The sequence below is a fragment of the Shewanella sp. 10N.286.52.E4 genome, from assembly GCF_041468785.1.
Classification (GTDB): Bacteria; Pseudomonadota; Gammaproteobacteria; order Enterobacterales; family Shewanellaceae; genus Shewanella; species Shewanella electrodiphila.
Genome location: NZ_JBFRJJ010000022.1, coordinates 199,078 through 214,956, shown reverse-complemented (window position 1 = coordinate 214,956; position 15,879 = coordinate 199,078). Strand labels below are relative to the sequence as shown.

Here is a 15,879-nt window from a genome sequence, read left to right as displayed (position 1 = left end):
AAATGTTAAAAAAAAGCTTGTTGACGTTAACGTAAACTGTGGTTTTGTTCGTATAACCTTATGAATAAAAAGAATTTTAAAAGTCACTAAAAAGTTTTGTTACTTTTCGTTAACACTTAGGTCTAATTGATTTAGTTTTATAAATAGTGAATTTATTTTCAAGTACAGTGTTAATTAACTATTTGGTCAATTTGAATATAAATTCACTTGAGAATAATAAAATTGACACAGGGATATCTAAATTTGTAACCCAGAATTTTACCTGTGGATAAATTAATCAATTTATCTAACCATTTATTGATATAGCACCAAGTTTTAATCTCCCAAGCCGATTACTATCTGCCACTTTTTTGAGTTCGAGGACACATTGTGGGTTTAGATGATTACGTAAATACATTCGGCGCTGTGTGCAAAAAGCAATACGGTGGCAGGATCAGAAAACTTACAATTGATGCTAAATTCACCTGTCCAAATAGGGATGGTACATTAGGTAAAGGTGGCTGTACTTTTTGTAATGTTTCATCTTTTAGTTATGAGCAGGGAACAGAAGCCAGTATCTCAGATCAGCTTTCTCAAGGTAAGCAACGTTCGGTGCTTGCTAACGCCCCAGCTTCTACCTCTAAATATATAGCTTACTTTCAAGCTTACACAAGTACCTATGATGAATATCAGGTTTTAAAGCAGAAATATGATGAAGCAATAAAAGATGCAGACATCGTGGGGCTTCATATTGGGACACGCCCTGACTGCGTACCTGATGATATTCTTGATTTATTGGTGAGTTATCAAAATAAAGGCATCGAGGTTTGGTTAGAGTTAGGTTTACAGACTGCTAATGATGAAACATTGAAAAAGATAAATCGTGGCCATGATTTTTCTGCTTATCAAGATACTGTGAAACGGGCTCGAGAAAGAGGAATAAAAGTATGCGCTCATTTAATTTTGGGGTTACCGAGCGAAGATTATCAAGATTATTTAAATAGTTTACAGCAGGTTATCAGTACCGGTGTTGATGGCATCAAATTACATCCCTTGCATATAGTTGAAGGCAGTGTAATGGCCAAAACATGGCGCCATAAAGGAATGGCGTTACTGTCTCAAGAGGATTACGCCCATTATGCCAGTGAACTGATAAGAAATACCCCTAAAGAGATAATATTTCATCGTGTTACCGCCTATGCTAAGAAACCGATGTTACTGGCACCTGATTGGTGCGCATTTAGATGGGATGGCCTGGTATCAATTGTCAGAAATTTAGCTGAAAATGGTGGTCAAGGCCATTATGTTCCCTCTGTAACAGTTCAAAAAGTAACCGTATTGCATATTTCTTAGTGTTTTATATGGGGTAATTTTAAATATTTGTTAATTTTTTGTAGGTTTTTATCTAAAAATAGACTTGAAAAGCGTGGAATTGTTGCATAGGCAATTATTGCGAGTATTATAAATTCCAATTTTACAGTTATGAATTTGAAAGAGGTGCCACAATGGCCACAGTTCAGCTAGAGTCTATCTTGGATCTCAATACTTTAGAGCAATATTGTAGTGCTATTGGTGCAGGTACTTTATTAAAAAGCGTCGTATTATTTGAGCAATTAATGCCTGAGTATGTGGGCAGCTTAGTAAAAGCCAATGAAGTAAATGATAAAGATACTTTGTGTGCAGAAGCGCATAAATTTAAAGGTGCTGCTGGTTCAGTAGGTTTAAAGCGTATTCAACAATTTGCACAACTTTTACAGCACGGTGAAGAATCAAGCTGGGAAACTGAGCATAACGCTTGGTTAGCTGAGATTGTTAAGCATGCAAGTGCTGATCTACAGCAATTAAAAGAATTTCTTGAAGCAAAAGCTTAATCGTTTTTGTTGAGTTAAAAGTCCCGTAAGGGACTTTTTTTTGGACATTTTTTAGTAAATGCTCATTATGAGTCGTTGATCGTGTACTGAAGATTGTTATTTCAGGTGAGTTAATTCATTATTTAAATGAAATCTTAATAGGGTAATCGATTAAATGAAAAACCTGCCAAGTCTTAAAAACTTATTTTATCTGGTTAACTTGCATCAAGAACAAAACTTCAATCGTGCTGCTAAGTCTTGTTTTGTAAGTCAATCGACTTTATCAAGTGGCATTCAAAATCTTGAAGAGCAATTGGGTTATCAACTGATAGAGCGGGATCATAAATCATTTATGTTCACTGCCATTGGTGAGGAAGTGGTAGAAAGAGCACGTAAGCTACTTACTGATGTCGATGACCTTGTTGAGTTAGTTAAAAATCAAGGTGAGCCAATGACGGGAGAGATCCGACTGGGTTGTATTCCGACGATTGCGCCATTTCTTCTGAGTCGAGTGGTCAAGCAATGCCAGCAAGATTATCCCCAACTGAGCTTATTATTAAAAGAAGACACCACTGAGAGCTTATTGGATTCATTGGGTAAAGGTGAGCTGGACTTACTAATTTTAGCTTTACCTGTTGATACAACTGGTTTTCATAGCATGAAAGTAGGGATAGACCCCTTTAAAATGGTGGTACATGAAGAGCTTTCTGATGGTATTATGACCCCCATTGATTACCAGAAAATGCCAGACGAAAGTATTTTCTTATTGCAAAGTGAGCATTGCATTACGGGCCATGCCATCACGGCTTGTCAGTTAGGTTATAGTGCTAAAATCAACCCATTTGCAGCAACTAGCTTGCACACGTTAGTGCAGATGGTCGACAGTAAACTAGGCACCACATTTTTACCACAAATGGCGATTGATGCTGGTATTTTGAATGATACTGAACTGAATATCATGAACCCACCGGGTGAGGCACCTTACCGTGATATTGGCTTAGTATGGCGTCAAACAACCAGTCGCATCAGTACATTTAGAACATTAGGCTTAATGCTAGAGTCACTGTTAAGTGATAAAAAGAATGATTAATTGAAATCTCTGTGACTAGAAATTATTAAGCCTTGAAGCATTGTTTCAAGGCTTTTTTATTTGTAAAAATGAAAAATGGTTTGTAGTTCGAGGAGTTACATAGGCTAAGTAACTCTTTACATAGAATTAAGCTGGAGGTGGGACTTTTTTAGGTGTGACACCGTACACTTCAATCTCGTGTTGTTTGCCTTTGAGTTTCATAGCGCCAAGATCGGCTAAATCAAATTGACTATCATGCCTTGCAAGTCGGTGAGCAACTTCACCTGAAATCAACATGCGTTGACCGAGCGGATTACACTGATCTTGCAGTCTAGCAAGTGTGTTAAGCACGTCACTAAAGAAGCTAATTTCTTGTTTTTGTACACCCACAACGGCAGCAACAACTTGTCCACAATGGGCCGCAGCTTTGAACTTAGGGACAAAGCCGTAATGCTCTTCAAAATAAGGTCGGTGCCAATTAAGTTGCTGGCTGAACTCATAATAAATGTTCATACAGCGATCTTCTTTAATGCCTTCTTCAAGTGGCCAATGGATTAATACTGCATCGCCCATATAGCGATATATCTCAGCATCATTATTGGTTACGGTATCCGCTAACATGCTAAAGCTATCTTGGATTAATCGACTGAATCGATAATCGCCTAATGTTTCTGCATGGGACGTAGATGAAACCATATCGACAAAGAGAAATAATCGATGTTCGTATCGGGGTTGGTGATACTTACCTAAACCAATATTCAGTAATACGCGAGGGCCGACTAACAGCGCCATTTGTTCAACAAATGCTAGGCCTACTCTAACAGCCACTAAGTAGATGACTAAGGCTTGAAAAGAGGGGCTGTATAAAATGTGCGCAGTGAGCATTTGCCGTAAAGTGACAAGATGGTTCTCAATAGCCCACATATTCAAAAACTGTGTCACATAAGCTAATGTCATTGCACCAAGCAATAAAAATAACCCTTTGAATATCACTGAGAAAATATAGGGGAGGCGACTGATTGCACTGAAATCAGCAATGAGATTAGACATCCAATGTAAACAACCAAAAACAAAGCCCATGAAAATAGCCAGAGTCGCGAGATCTGATTTTCCTATGGCCCATTGTGGCAGTTCGGGAGCTTGTGAATATCGAAAAAATACAAATGCGCCCATGGCTGCACACCATGCAACTATTGCAAATAGTAGTTTTCTCGTCTGTCGACGTGCTTTCACTGGTTTATATCTAATCCGTTGATATTTGAAGACAGGCTAGTTTATAGAAAATTCCCATACTTGTCATAGTGGTATTTAAATTAGTTTTGATTTCTTTTTTTATGTTGGCTTTATGTGATCTTAGTTGAAGGCGTTTGTTAGTATTTGGTGGGTGAAGTTGATCTTTAAATAGAAGCCACGAGGATTTGAGAGCTTTACTGTGCCATCTTCGGCAATTGATTCTGTTAATGCTTTGCTATTGGCAGCTTTTGGACGCAATTGTAATACCTCTCCATGGCGAGCCGTTACCTTGTCAACTTTACCCATGGCAATTAATTCCATTATTTCTTCCCAGTCTTGCTGTAGCGCATGTGCTTCATTCGCATTAGGTCGCCATAATACAGGTGAACCAATTCTTCTTTCCCCTACAGGAATGCTTCTGTCACCTTCTACAGGGATCCACAATACTTGGCTTAACTTATGACAAACAACACTTTGTTCCCAAGTCAGACCCTGGATATTCGTTAGTGGGGCTACGGTCACGTAAGTTGTTTCAATGGGGCGTCCATTATTATCGATAGGAATGGTTTTTAGCTCTACACCCAAGTGTAAAAAGTCTTGCTGGGGTTTAGATCCCGCTGTTGCGCCTAATTCCATTTCTATTAATTGTCCAATCCAACCCTTATCACGTTTAAGGTTAGCGGGTACTGGGGTGTTATGCTCCATGGCAACATCGCCTAACGTTACCCCTGCCATATCGTTTGCTCTTTGCATTAACTCTTCAATGGTATTGGGCTGGCTATTCATCATAAAGCGTCTTTTAGATTGAAAATAATGGATGATGAAGTGTACTTGTTTATCTATTTATTCGCAGCATTTGTATGTGGTTAAAAAATGCTCACACTGTTTAGTGAGAGTTATTCACTAAGAACGATTTTAATAATAATATGAAAATTAACAGTTTTTTTTGAGATTGGTTAGTTTTTTTAACCATAAGCTAAAGTTACTCTCGTTTTGCACTAACCTTTCACACATAGTTATCCACAGATTTGATGAATAACTTTATTAAAAGCATGCTTAGCGGATATAAAATTGTTCGTCAATGGCAGAAAATCGCTTTATTTTATTATTTTTAAAATATTGTTCTTGTTTTTTGTGTATAACTTAAAACGCTATGGAAACTATAAATGGCAAACACGTCAACTGGTTAAATATTGTTCTTTTTGCTTTGTGGAGTTATAGTTTACTAATGCCTTCTTGTTTAAGTTTATGAAATTAAAGGTTTAAATTGTTCGTTTGTCTTTGGTTTTTTAATTTATTTTCCTCGTTTAATTTACTTCAATTACACTTGTTTCAGAGTTTCGAACAGAGATATCCACAGATTTTGTGGATAATGTCGGGTTAACATGCCTTCATCTGTTGATAAAATAATAAAACTGAGCGATTTATCCAAAGACGCGGTGTAAATCCTTGTTTGCCCGTAGGCAAGCTTTGTGAAACAATCTAGTCATTAATTTGTAGTGTAATTGGAGTCCATGTGATTGATAGCGACGGCTTTCGCGCAAATGTGGGCATTATTATCTGTAACAAATATGGTCAAGTTATGTGGGCCAGACGGTTTGGACAACATTCATGGCAATTTCCTCAAGGTGGCGTAGATGATGGTGAAAGCCCAGAAGAAGCTATGTATCGAGAGTTGTATGAAGAAGTGGGTCTGAAACCTGAAAATGTGCAAATTTTAACGTCAACACGTTCATGGTTAAGATATCGTTTACCAAAAAGATTGATCAGACAGGAAAGCAAACCTGTGTGTATTGGCCAAAAACAAAAGTGGTATTTATTACAGCTCAAAGATAGCGATGACAGTATTAATCTCAACTCATGTGGTCATCCTGAGTTTGATGACTGGCGTTGGGTGAGTTATTGGTACCCTGTAAGGCAAGTAGTTTCTTTCAAACGTGATGTTTATCGTAAAGTAATGAAAGAGTTTGCTTTCACCACATTGGCATTTCAAGGGCGTGAGCCTAGCCGAAAAAGAGGTCGACATCGCAGCTAATTAGCGTTTAAAGAGGGCAAGGAAAGTGTTAAACACGCTCAGGGATATCACTCAAGCTGTTGCAGGAGCCAGCAGCCTTGAATCAGCATTAAATGTGTTAGTGTCGCAAACTAAGTTAGCGATGCAAACACAATGCTGCTCAATCTATATTCTTGAGCAACAACATCTTGTGCTTTCTGCAACCGATGGACTTGCTAGTGCAGCCATCAATAGTGTAAAAATGCCTTTATCTGAAGGATTAGTTGGCTTAGCTGCTGAAAAGGAAGAAGCAGTTAATCTTGCCGATGCAAAGTCTCATCATCGTTTTAAATTTTTCCCAGAAGTTGAAGAAGAAGAGTATCGTGCTTTTCTTGCTGTGCCGATCATTTTTCAAAAGCAAGTCGTCGGGGTTATCGTGGTGCAACAGCCACAGCCAAGACAATTTAGTGAAAATGAAGAAGCTTTTTTAATGACACTTGCCGCGCAACTAGCCGTTGTGGTGCGCAGCTTAAAAAATAAAGCGGCTATCAGTAACGTTCAGCAGCAAGTTGTGTTTAAAGGCACAAGCGCATCTAAGGGCATTGCAATCGCAGATGCGTTTGTTTTAGGTGGCGAAATCTCGCTAGTTCAAGATGAGCGTAAATCTTCTGATACTGAAAAAGAGTTACAAAGATTAAAGACCGCGATGCAGCGCTGTAGTGACATTATTAGCACATTGTCTCAACGTTTTGATCGCGAAAAAGTAGACGATATCGCTTCGATATTTTCAGCTTTGCAACTACTACTCAATGAAGCAAGTTTAGGTGGCGAATACTTACGTGAAGTAGAACAAGGCTGGCAAGCAGAGTCTGCAGTAAGCCGTGTGTCAATGCGTTATATTGAGCAATTCATGGCAATGGAAGATCCTTACCTTAAGGAAAGAGCCAGTGATATCCGTGAATTAGGCCAAAAGGTACTTCGCCAACTTATTGAGCCTGATAAATTAGACCTAGCCCCTGCAAAACCCGTTATTTTAGTCGCTAAAGAAGTCGATGCCACGTTATTGGCTGAGTTTCCGCGTGGAAAACTCGCAGGTATTGTGACCGAACTTGGCGGCGTGAACGCCCATGCAGCAATTCTTGCTCGCGCTTTGGGTGTTCCCGCAATTGTGGGTGCTGATCAAGTACTAGCTGCTAACATTGATGATAAAAAACTCGTTTTAAATGCCAACAGTGGCCAGCTGTTGGTCGATCCATCAGATGCAGTGCTTCACGAGTATTACACGCTCATTTCAGAAAACCAGGCGCAGCAACGTCAGTTCTCTGCTGAGTTATCTTTACCAGCACAAACACTCGATGGTCACCGTATACAGTTGTATCTCAATGCAGGTTTATTAAGTGGCTTGAGTACTGATATGGCAGAAGGGGCTGATGGCATTGGGCTGTACCGTACTGAAATTCCTTTTATGTTGCATCAGCGCTTTCCAAGTGAAGTAGAACAGGTGCATGTCTATAAACAGGTTTTGTCAGCTGCTCGCGATAGACCTGTCGTCATGCGTACTCTTGATGTTGGCGGCGATAAACCGTTACCTTATTTCCCGATTAACGAAGATAATCCATTTTTGGGTTGGCGCGGCATTCGATTATCTTTAGATCACCCAGAATTGTTTTTAATGCAATTGCGCGCAATGCTAACCGCTAATGCAGATTCTGCACAGTTGCAAATCTTACTGCCAATGGTCAGTAATCTAGATGAAATTGATCGTACTTTACTGTATCTAGAGCAGGCTTTTAGTGAGATTACTGAAGAATTAAATAGAAGTATTCCTAAGCCTAAAATCGGCGTCATGTTAGAAGTCCCTTCATTATTATTCCAATTAGAAGATGTTGCCAAGCGTGTCGATTTTGTGTCTGTGGGCAGTAATGATTTAACCCAATATTTACTTGCAGTAGATAGAAATAATCCCAGTGTTAGCCCTTTGTTTGATAGTTTTCATCCTGGGGTATTAAGAGCGTTAAAATGGACGATTACCGATTGTAATCGCTATCGTTTAGATGCCAGTATTTGTGGCGAGTTAGCTGGAGAGCCCATGGGCGCTTTGCTATTAGTTGCAATGGGATACCAAAAGTTGAGTATGAACCAAGGCAGTATCGCAAGGATCAACTACTTACTAAGACGAATTGATAAGCAGTCTCTTGAACTTTTATTAGATAAAGCACTGACTTTATCTAATGGAGAACAGGTACGCCTCTTACTCAACGAATACCTTAATGAACACGATTTAATATCAATCTTGCATTAAGTTCTGCTTTTACACGGATAAGGTTTTACTGTGGACAATATTTTATTGGTTTTTTCTATATGCCTAGTACTTGGCGGCTTCGTAGGTTTTATGGCTGGGTTACTGGGGATCGGTGGCGGCTTAATTATTGTCCCAGCACTTATATATCTCTTGCCATGGGTCGGTGTTGAATCAAGCCAACTCACCCATGTAGCTATTGCGACTTCACTCGCTTCGATCATTTTAACCTCGCTTTCTTCTGCTGTTGCGCATAATAAAAGAGGCAATGTGCCTTGGACGCTGTTTAAACCTATGTTGCCAGGTATATTAATTGGCGCACTAGCTTCAGGTTTTATCTCTGAACAAATTGCTTCTGATGATCTGCAACGTGCTTTTGCCGTGTTTGTAGTGTTAATGGCAATACAAATGGCATTTCCCTTTAAACCTAAAGCGAATAAACAAACACCGAAGTTTGTGGTGCTATTTTTAGTTTCCACATTAATAGCCATCATTGCTGGGTTAATGGGAATTGGTGGCGGTGTTTTACTGGTACCTTTTTTAACTTTTTGTGGTTTGCAAATGCGGCAAGCGGTTGGATTTTCATCTGTGACAGGTTGTTTGATAGCAATATCAGGTACAACAGGCTACATCATCGCCGGTATGAAGGTTACTGATTTGCCTGAAGGGACATTTGGCTTTATTTATCTTCCCGCATTGGCAGGGATTATTATCAGTTCAATGTTAATCGCGCCATTGGGTGTTAAAGCTGCAAGTACTTGGCCTACACCAATTTTAAAGCGAGTTTTTGCCGGGCTTTTGATGATTGTTGGAATAAAAATGGCTTTATCGGTGTAGATTTATTGGTATCATTGTTTTTTGCCGACAGTCCCTATGTGAACGTCACTTTTGACATTTGTTGGTGGGTTGAACCTTATAATAATAGGAATGAAGAATGCGTCAGTATTTAGATCTTTGTCAGAACATCGTCGATAACGGTCATTGGATTGAAAACGAACGAACAGGAAAGCGCTGTTTAACCGTGATTAATGCTGATTTGCAATATGACGTCAAGAATAACCAATTTCCTATTATTACAACTCGAAAAAGTTATTGGAAGTCTGCAATTGCAGAGCTAATTGGCTATATCAGAGGTTATGATAGTGCCGCTGATTTTCGTGCTTTAGGAACCAAAACTTGGGACATGAATTCGAATGATAATCAGAGTTGGCTAGCTAATCCACATCGTAAAGGGGAAGACGATATGGGCCGTGTGTATGGCGTTCAAGGCCGTCGCTGGCAGAAAACCTCTGGTGGTACTGTTGATCAACTAGCTAAAATCGTTGATAACTTATCTAAAGGTGTGGATGACCGTGGTGAGATTATCACATTCTATAACCCTGGTGAATTTGATATGGGCTGTTTGCGTCCATGCATGCACACTCACACCTTTTCATTATTAGGCGACACGCTTTATTTAACCAGCTACCAGCGTTCTTGTGATGTGCCGCTTGGACTCAACTTTAATCAAATTCAAGTTTATACCTTCCTTGCGTTGATGGCGCAGATTACTGGCAATAAGCCTGGAATGGCTTATCACAAAATTATCAATGCTCATATCTATGAAGACCAATTAGACTTAATGAAAAATGAGCAATTGACGCGTGAACCTTTCCCGTCACCACAACTTAAGATTAATCCTAAGATTAAAACCCTGAAAGATCTTGAAACTTGGGTAACAATGGATGATTTTGAAGTGGTGGGCTATCAACACCATGAAGCGATAAAATATCCCTTCTCAGTATAGTTAGCGAAATGCTTCCATAGCCAAAAATTAAATATCTAAGACTGATGAACTCATTTTAAATGGGTTCATTCATTTAAAATCATTAGTGCTAATACTGACCAAGTAGCACTTAACTTGTGCTTCTATGTCAACAAAAAATAAGTCATCTACATTTGATGCTTAAATGTATCGCGTGAAAGATGGCTTTTCCCAACAAAGTAACCTAAGTGAAAAATAACAAGCCTTAGCTCTCAGCTAAAAGATGATCGTTTTCTTAAAATATTTTAATAGTTATGCAATCAGTTTTAGTTAGTATGAAATGTGGCTAAAACCACAAGCTATATTGCACTAGTCTAATATTCTTGTGTAAAAACTAAACTAGCGTATTGTTATTTTATCAGTTACTAATTCAGTTAATTGTATTTAATTTCGTCAAGCGCACGATTATTGCTCAGTTAAATAAATATGCGCTTATTTCTGTTTTGTGTGCAAACTTCCGCTCAAACGTAGATCTGAGTCTCAATTGGCTTTCATGTTGTGACTTGGTGCTGTAAAAGTTGATTAACACATCGGAAAAGCCGAGCTATAAGAGCGAAACTAACGATTATGATTGTTTGAAAAAATCCGATAGACTGATAATAATTGTTTTTTATGGAGTTATATATGGAACGTGCAATTAAGAATTTCTTAAGTCAAGAATCTGCAGGGGGTATCATTTTAATGATCTCTGTAGCACTGGCTATGATAATGGCAAATTCGCCATTAGCGGGTTTATACAGTGGTTTCCTTGATACAGAAGTCCAAGTGCGTGTGGGTTCATTAGATATTGATAAGCCATTATTATTATGGATTAACGACGGACTAATGGCTCTATTCTTCTTACTTATTGGTTTAGAAGTAAAGCGTGAACTATTAGAAGGTGCACTTTCAAGTGTTGCCAAAGCATCTTTACCTACTTTTGCTGCTATCGGCGGCATGGTATTCCCTGCTTTATTCTATCTGGCATTCAACTATTCAGATCCTGTGACGCAAGTTGGTTGGGCAATTCCTGCTGCGACTGATATTGCATTTGCTCTAGGTATTATGGCTTTATTAGGCAGCCGTGTTCCTGTTGCACTGAAAGTGTTCTTATTAGCGTTAGCTATTATGGATGATTTAGGTGTGATCGTGATTATCGCTCTGTTCTACAGTGCTGATTTATCAATGACGAGCTTAATCGTTGCAGCAATTTCAATTTCATTGATGGTTGCATTGAATCGTAAGGGCGTTAGTTCATTAATCCCATACGGTTTATTAGGTGTGATTCTATGGGTTGCTGTTCTTAAATCTGGTGTGCATGCGACATTAGCAGGTGTGATTATTGCTTTCTGTATTCCTTTACGTGCTAAAGATGGGTCTTCACCATCTGAACACTTAGAGCATAGCTTACACCCATGGAGCACATTCTTCATTTTACCTGTGTTCGCATTTGCTAATGCTGGATTATCGCTATCAGGAATGAGCATCACTTCATTGGCTGAGCCTGTAACTATCGGTATTATCCTAGGTCTGCTGCTTGGTAAGCCAGTAGGTGTATTATTGTTCAGTTATACTGCTGTAAAACTAAAATGGGCTGAACTACCACCTGGTATTACTTGGAATCAAATTATTCCAGTCTCTATCATGTGCGGTATTGGTTTCACAATGTCAGTGTTTATTTCTTCACTTGCATTCGAATCAGCCCCTGAGCATTTTGGTGACTTTGCCCGTTTAGGTATTCTAATGGGATCTATGCTAGCTGCTGTTATTGGTTATGTATGGCTTGATAAAGTGCTTCCTAAAGCTAAAGCAAAATAGGGCTGGTGCAAATAATGAAAATAAAACTGTTGATGTTAGCTCTAGCAATGGGCGTGGTTACCATGCCAGCCCAAGCTACTTCGTTTAACGTATGTCAAACAAGCGTTGAATCAAACGAATGTAAAAGCTATTTAGATGGCGTTGTTGATGGTGCTTTGATGTATCACACTGATGCGTCAGGTAGTCGTTTAGAAGCTGATGATGGATATGAGTCTCGTGCACTTAAGTATCGAGCTGGTAAGCGTTATCAAGAGGCTAACCGCAGTTTTTGTGCTGACAGAAAACCGCATAAAGATGATATCGTTTTAGCTATTCAGGAACAAACTGCTGCTAAAAACGTTAACAACTTAAGCGAGTTGTCGATATTAATTGATAGCTTGTTGGACTGTCAGCGATTAAAATAAACCATCTTTCTTAGCTGGTTTATATGCATGCAACATTTAAATTATAACCATCTATATTACTTTTGGATGGTTAGAAAAAAAGGTTCGGTGGCTAAGGCCGCCGAAGCTTTATGTCTCGCTCCGCAAACGATTACAGGTCAAATTCGCGCTTTAGAAGAACGCCTAAATGGCAGTTTATTCAATCGCGTAGGCCGTTCATTAGAACCCACCGAATTAGGCGAATTAATTTTTCGCTATGCTGATAAAATGTTTAGCCTCAGCTATGAGATGCTAGATTTATTGGCTTATCATAAAGATGAATCAATATTATTTGAAGTTGGGTTTGCTGCAGCTTTGTCTAAAGCTTTAGCTAGCCGTGTGCTGTTAACAGTGATCCCAAATGATGGCTCAATGCATTTGAGTTGTTATGAATCTACCCATGAAAACTTGATTCAGCGCTTACGTGAACACAAATTAGATATGATTTTGTCTGACTCAGCAGGTGAATCACTTAAATATCCTGAGATTTTATCTAAGAAGCTCGGTGAGTGTGGTATTAGTTTTTTTGCTGCTTCAAAACCCTCATTAGATTTCCCTGCATGCTTAGAACAAGAAAAGCTATTAATCCCAGGTAAGCGGACATCTCTTGGGCAGCAGCTACATAGATGGTTTGCTGAAAAAAATCTCGATGTAAGCATATTAGGTGAGTTTGACGATGCAGCGATGATGAAAGCGTTTGGACTGTTTAAGCGTGGTATATTTGTTGCTCCATCAATTTATCGTCATGATATACTCTCACAAGGTATGGTTTTAATTGGTGAAACAGACGATATTAAAGAAGAATATCACGTTATGTTTGCCGAACGGATGATCCAACACCCGGCAGTTAAGCGGTTATTAGAAACTGATTTTACTGATTTGTTCGCAGGTGTTGATCCACAGGTACAAGATGTTGAACACCGTAGTTCACATCAAAGATAAAATATCCTCAGAAGATGTTAGGAGAAGTGCGTTGGAATTAATGAATATTGCTAGAGTTCGCTGGGCATGTCGTAGAGGGATGCTCGAGTTAGATGTCCTGTTTCAGCCTTTTGTAGATGCACATTACGAAGCGCTTTCTGATATTGATAAACAAACCTTTATTGATCTACTCGCTTGTGAAGACCCAGAGCTATTTGCATGGTTTATGGGCCATGAAGTGTGCCCTAATAACGCGATGGCTGAAATGGTAATTACAGTACGTGGCCGTCCTCAGCCTTAACTGTTTCAATAAAAATAGAATCTCTATTTTGCCTATCTTCTTAATGCTGTATCAAGCAAGAAATGGCGCTTAACCTGTGCATGTAACTTTAAGCGCCTCTTTTAACCAGTTCCTCTCTCATATTGTCCTCATTTGTGTTTGCTTAACCAGTTTTCTGTTGTGGCCTGTAAGCCACTTTGTTGGTTTGAGTATATTGCGTGGTTTAACCTTGTTAGCGGTCACAGCCTTCTTCATTTGGCATATAAACCAGCTTAGGCGGCAACGTTGTGATTTATACCTTTCTGAAACGGGAGATGGAACACTTGATCATGATGCTTTTGTCGTTTGGCGCTCAGCTATCGTGACAGTGTTTGCTTGTGTGATGTTTATTGAGTTTGAATCATCAAGTTCAAAAAAGAAGAAAAGGCAATTGTTGATAGTGTGGAGCGATATGCTCACGGATAAAAATTACCGACAACTTTGTCGGCAATTAAACAAACTTAAACGAAATCAAGACAATTAATATTGCTAGTGCAATGATCAAATCATAGCTCCTGACATTTCTCAGGAGCTATCTCAATCGTCTCTATCAATCGTTATCTTTCAGGTTGTAAGATCGTCGGCTGTGGATTTTCTAATTGTTCCGGATAATCAGCATTATAGTGCAACCCTCGACTTTCCTTTCGCTCCATTGCGCAGCGAATAATTAATTCAGCCACTTGAACCAAGTTCCTTAATTCCAGTAAGTTATTACTGACTCGGAAGTTGCTGTAATACTCTTGGATCTCTTGTTGCAACATAGCGCAGCGACGTAAAGCACGCTCTAAGCGTTTGTCGGTTCTTACAATACCGACATAATCCCACATGAATAATCTCAGTTCGTGCCAGTTATGGGCAATGACGACTTCTTCATCTGAGTTGCTCACTTTACTTTCATCCCAATGAGGGACAGGGCCAGGCGTTGGGATTTTTGTTAATAAGCTTTCTATGTCATGTGCAGCCGCGCGTGCAAAGACGAGGCATTCCAATAATGAATTACTTGCTAGACGGTTTGCACCATGAAGACCTGTATAAGCCACTTCGCCAATGGCGTATAAGCCATTAATGTCAGTTTGACCATGTAAGTCAGTCATGATCCCACCACAAGTATAATGCGCAGCAGGCACCACTGGAATTGGGTCTGTAGTGATATCTATGCCAAATTCTAAACAGCGTTTATGAATCGTAGGGAAGTGCTTTATCACGAAGTCTGCTGGTTTATGGCTGATATCAAGATATAAACAGTCTGCACCTAAGCGCTTCATTTCATAATCGATGGCGCGTGCGACGATATCACGAGGCGCAAGCTCGGCTCTCTCGTCAAACTCTGGCATAAACCGACTACCATCGGGACGTTTAAGGTATGCCCCTTCGCCGCGTAATGCTTCAGTTAATAAGTAATTACGCGCATCTGCATGGTATAAACAGGTTGGATGAAATTGATTAAATTCCATATTGGCTACACGACAACCCGCGCGCCAAGCCATAGCAATACCATCGCCGCTGGCAATATCAGGGTTAGAAGTATACTGATAAACTTTTGAACTACCGCCTGTAGCGATTGCAACAAACTTTGCTGTGACAGTTTCTACATGCTCAGCGTCTCGATTCCAAACGTAGGCACCGACAACGCGGTTACCGGGTCGGTTTAATTTACGAGTCGTAATAAGGTCAATAGCATTATAACGCTCTAAGACTTGGATGTTTGGATGCGCTAATGCTTGATCTTGTAAAGTCGTTTGCACCGCTTTGCCTGTGGCATCAGCAGAATGCAAAATTCTACGATGGCTATGTCCGCCTTCGCGCGTAAGATGATAAGGCGCTGTGCTTTGATCGCCGTCAGGAGTTTCTTCCTTATCAAAAGCGACACCACATTGAATTAGCCATTTCATTGAAGCTTTGGCATTTTCGGCAGTATAAGTCACCACTTCTTTGTCACAAAGGCCCGCACCAGCAATCAAGGTGTCGCTTACATGGGACTCAATTGTATCCGATTCATCAAATACAGAAGCGATTCCGCCTTGGGCATAGTAGGTTGAGCCTTCAGCTAACGGCCCTTTAGAAAGAAGAATAACTTTAGACTTTTCAGCTAGATGGAGTGCCAGCGTTAACCCGGCTGCGCCACTACCTATAACCAAAATATCAGATTGGTGTTCAACTGCTTGTTTCATAAGGTATCATGGGTGACTTAAT

General features: G+C 39.6%; 15 protein-coding genes. 12 read left to right on the top strand and 3 right to left on the bottom strand.

Features of this window, described 5'->3' with window-relative positions; translation table 11 throughout:
* The first annotated feature begins 369 nt into the window (after window positions 1-369).
* From AB4153_RS12680 to oxyR, 3 genes are all read left to right on the top strand, one after another.
* Entirely contained in the window at window positions 370-1,332 is a 963-nt protein-coding gene (locus AB4153_RS12680) for a TIGR01212 family radical SAM protein (protein WP_371997676.1), read from the top strand.
* 152 nt (window positions 1,333-1,484) lie between these two features.
* The gene (locus tag AB4153_RS12675) at window positions 1,485-1,850 is read left to right on the top strand and encodes an Hpt domain-containing protein (protein WP_102529712.1); all 366 of its coding nucleotides are present in this window, start codon (window positions 1,485-1,487) and stop codon (window positions 1,848-1,850) included.
* 154 nt (window positions 1,851-2,004) lie between these two features.
* The gene (gene oxyR, locus AB4153_RS12670) at window positions 2,005-2,919 is read left to right on the top strand and encodes a hydrogen peroxide-inducible genes transcriptional activator OxyR (RefSeq protein ID WP_371997674.1); all 915 of its coding nucleotides are present in this window, start codon (window positions 2,005-2,007) and stop codon (window positions 2,917-2,919) included.
* A gap of 126 nt (window positions 2,920-3,045) precedes the next feature.
* Here oxyR and AB4153_RS12665 read toward each other — a convergent pair whose 3' ends face one another.
* On the bottom strand, window positions 3,046-4,131 hold the full coding sequence (locus tag AB4153_RS12665; RefSeq protein WP_102529710.1) for an adenylate/guanylate cyclase domain-containing protein: 1,086 nt from the start codon (window positions 4,129-4,131) through the stop codon (window positions 3,046-3,048).
* Between the two features lie 120 nt (window positions 4,132-4,251).
* Complete coding sequence (gene mutH, locus AB4153_RS12660) at window positions 4,252-4,920, bottom strand: DNA mismatch repair endonuclease MutH (RefSeq protein ID WP_102529709.1); 669 nt, start codon at window positions 4,918-4,920, stop codon at window positions 4,252-4,254.
* Window positions 4,921-5,647: 727 nt separating this feature from the next.
* On the opposite strand from mutH, the gene rppH reads away from it, so the two are divergent.
* From rppH to AB4153_RS12615, 9 genes are all read left to right on the top strand, one after another.
* Complete coding sequence (gene rppH / locus AB4153_RS12655; RefSeq protein ID WP_102529708.1) at window positions 5,648-6,166, top strand: RNA pyrophosphohydrolase; 519 nt, start codon at window positions 5,648-5,650, stop codon at window positions 6,164-6,166.
* A gap of 25 nt (window positions 6,167-6,191) precedes the next feature.
* Complete coding sequence (ptsP, locus tag AB4153_RS12650; RefSeq protein ID WP_102529707.1) at window positions 6,192-8,426, top strand: phosphoenolpyruvate--protein phosphotransferase; 2,235 nt, start codon at window positions 6,192-6,194, stop codon at window positions 8,424-8,426.
* Between the two features lie 30 nt (window positions 8,427-8,456).
* Complete coding sequence (locus AB4153_RS12645) at window positions 8,457-9,260, top strand: sulfite exporter TauE/SafE family protein (RefSeq protein WP_102529706.1); 804 nt, start codon at window positions 8,457-8,459, stop codon at window positions 9,258-9,260.
* A 97-nt stretch (window positions 9,261-9,357) separates the two neighbouring features.
* The gene (locus tag AB4153_RS12640) at window positions 9,358-10,209 is read left to right on the top strand and encodes a thymidylate synthase (RefSeq protein WP_102529705.1); all 852 of its coding nucleotides are present in this window, start codon (window positions 9,358-9,360) and stop codon (window positions 10,207-10,209) included.
* 642 nt (window positions 10,210-10,851) lie between these two features.
* The gene (nhaA, locus tag AB4153_RS12635) at window positions 10,852-12,024 is read left to right on the top strand and encodes a Na+/H+ antiporter NhaA (protein WP_102529704.1); all 1,173 of its coding nucleotides are present in this window, start codon (window positions 10,852-10,854) and stop codon (window positions 12,022-12,024) included.
* Window positions 12,025-12,086: 62 nt separating this feature from the next.
* On the top strand, window positions 12,087-12,428 hold the full coding sequence (locus tag AB4153_RS12630; RefSeq protein ID WP_371997779.1) for a hypothetical protein: 342 nt from the start codon (window positions 12,087-12,089) through the stop codon (window positions 12,426-12,428).
* Window positions 12,429-12,455: 27 nt separating this feature from the next.
* Window positions 12,456-13,388, top strand: a complete 933-nt coding sequence (nhaR, locus tag AB4153_RS12625) for a transcriptional activator NhaR (protein ID WP_102529702.1) — start codon at window positions 12,456-12,458, stop codon at window positions 13,386-13,388.
* Window positions 13,389-13,419: 31 nt separating this feature from the next.
* A complete protein-coding gene (locus AB4153_RS12620) occupies window positions 13,420-13,668 on the top strand; it encodes a succinate dehydrogenase assembly factor 2 (protein ID WP_102529701.1) in 249 nt (82 codons plus the stop codon).
* Between the two features lie 76 nt (window positions 13,669-13,744).
* Window positions 13,745-14,170, top strand: coding sequence for a protein YgfX (locus AB4153_RS12615; RefSeq protein WP_371997673.1), 426 nt, complete (start codon window positions 13,745-13,747; stop codon window positions 14,168-14,170).
* Window positions 14,171-14,243: 73 nt separating this feature from the next.
* On the opposite strand, the gene nadB is transcribed toward AB4153_RS12615, so the two are convergent.
* Complete coding sequence (gene nadB / locus AB4153_RS12610) at window positions 14,244-15,857, bottom strand: L-aspartate oxidase (protein ID WP_102529699.1); 1,614 nt, start codon at window positions 15,855-15,857, stop codon at window positions 14,244-14,246.
* Window positions 15,858-15,879: the final 22 nt, after the last annotated feature.

Excerpts from the sequence above, each read along its gene's own strand:
- nhaA (WP_102529704.1), top strand. The coding sequence starts at position 10,852 with ATGGAACGTGCAATTAAGAATTTCTTAAGTCAAGAATCTGCAGGGGGT.
- AB4153_RS12640 (WP_102529705.1), top strand. The coding sequence starts at position 9,358 with ATGCGTCAGTATTTAGATCTTTGTCAGAACATCGTCGATAACGGTCAT.
- oxyR (WP_371997674.1), top strand. The coding sequence starts at position 2,005 with ATGAAAAACCTGCCAAGTCTTAAAAACTTATTTTATCTGGTTAACTTG.
- nhaR (WP_102529702.1), top strand. The coding sequence starts at position 12,456 with ATGCAACATTTAAATTATAACCATCTATATTACTTTTGGATGGTTAGA.
- mutH (WP_102529709.1), bottom strand. The coding sequence starts at position 4,920 with ATGATGAATAGCCAGCCCAATACCATTGAAGAGTTAATGCAAAGAGCA.
- nadB (WP_102529699.1), bottom strand. The coding sequence starts at position 15,857 with ATGAAACAAGCAGTTGAACACCAATCTGATATTTTGGTTATAGGTAGT.
- AB4153_RS12675 (WP_102529712.1), top strand. The coding sequence starts at position 1,485 with ATGGCCACAGTTCAGCTAGAGTCTATCTTGGATCTCAATACTTTAGAG.
- AB4153_RS12630 (WP_371997779.1), top strand. The coding sequence starts at position 12,087 with ATGCCAGCCCAAGCTACTTCGTTTAACGTATGTCAAACAAGCGTTGAA.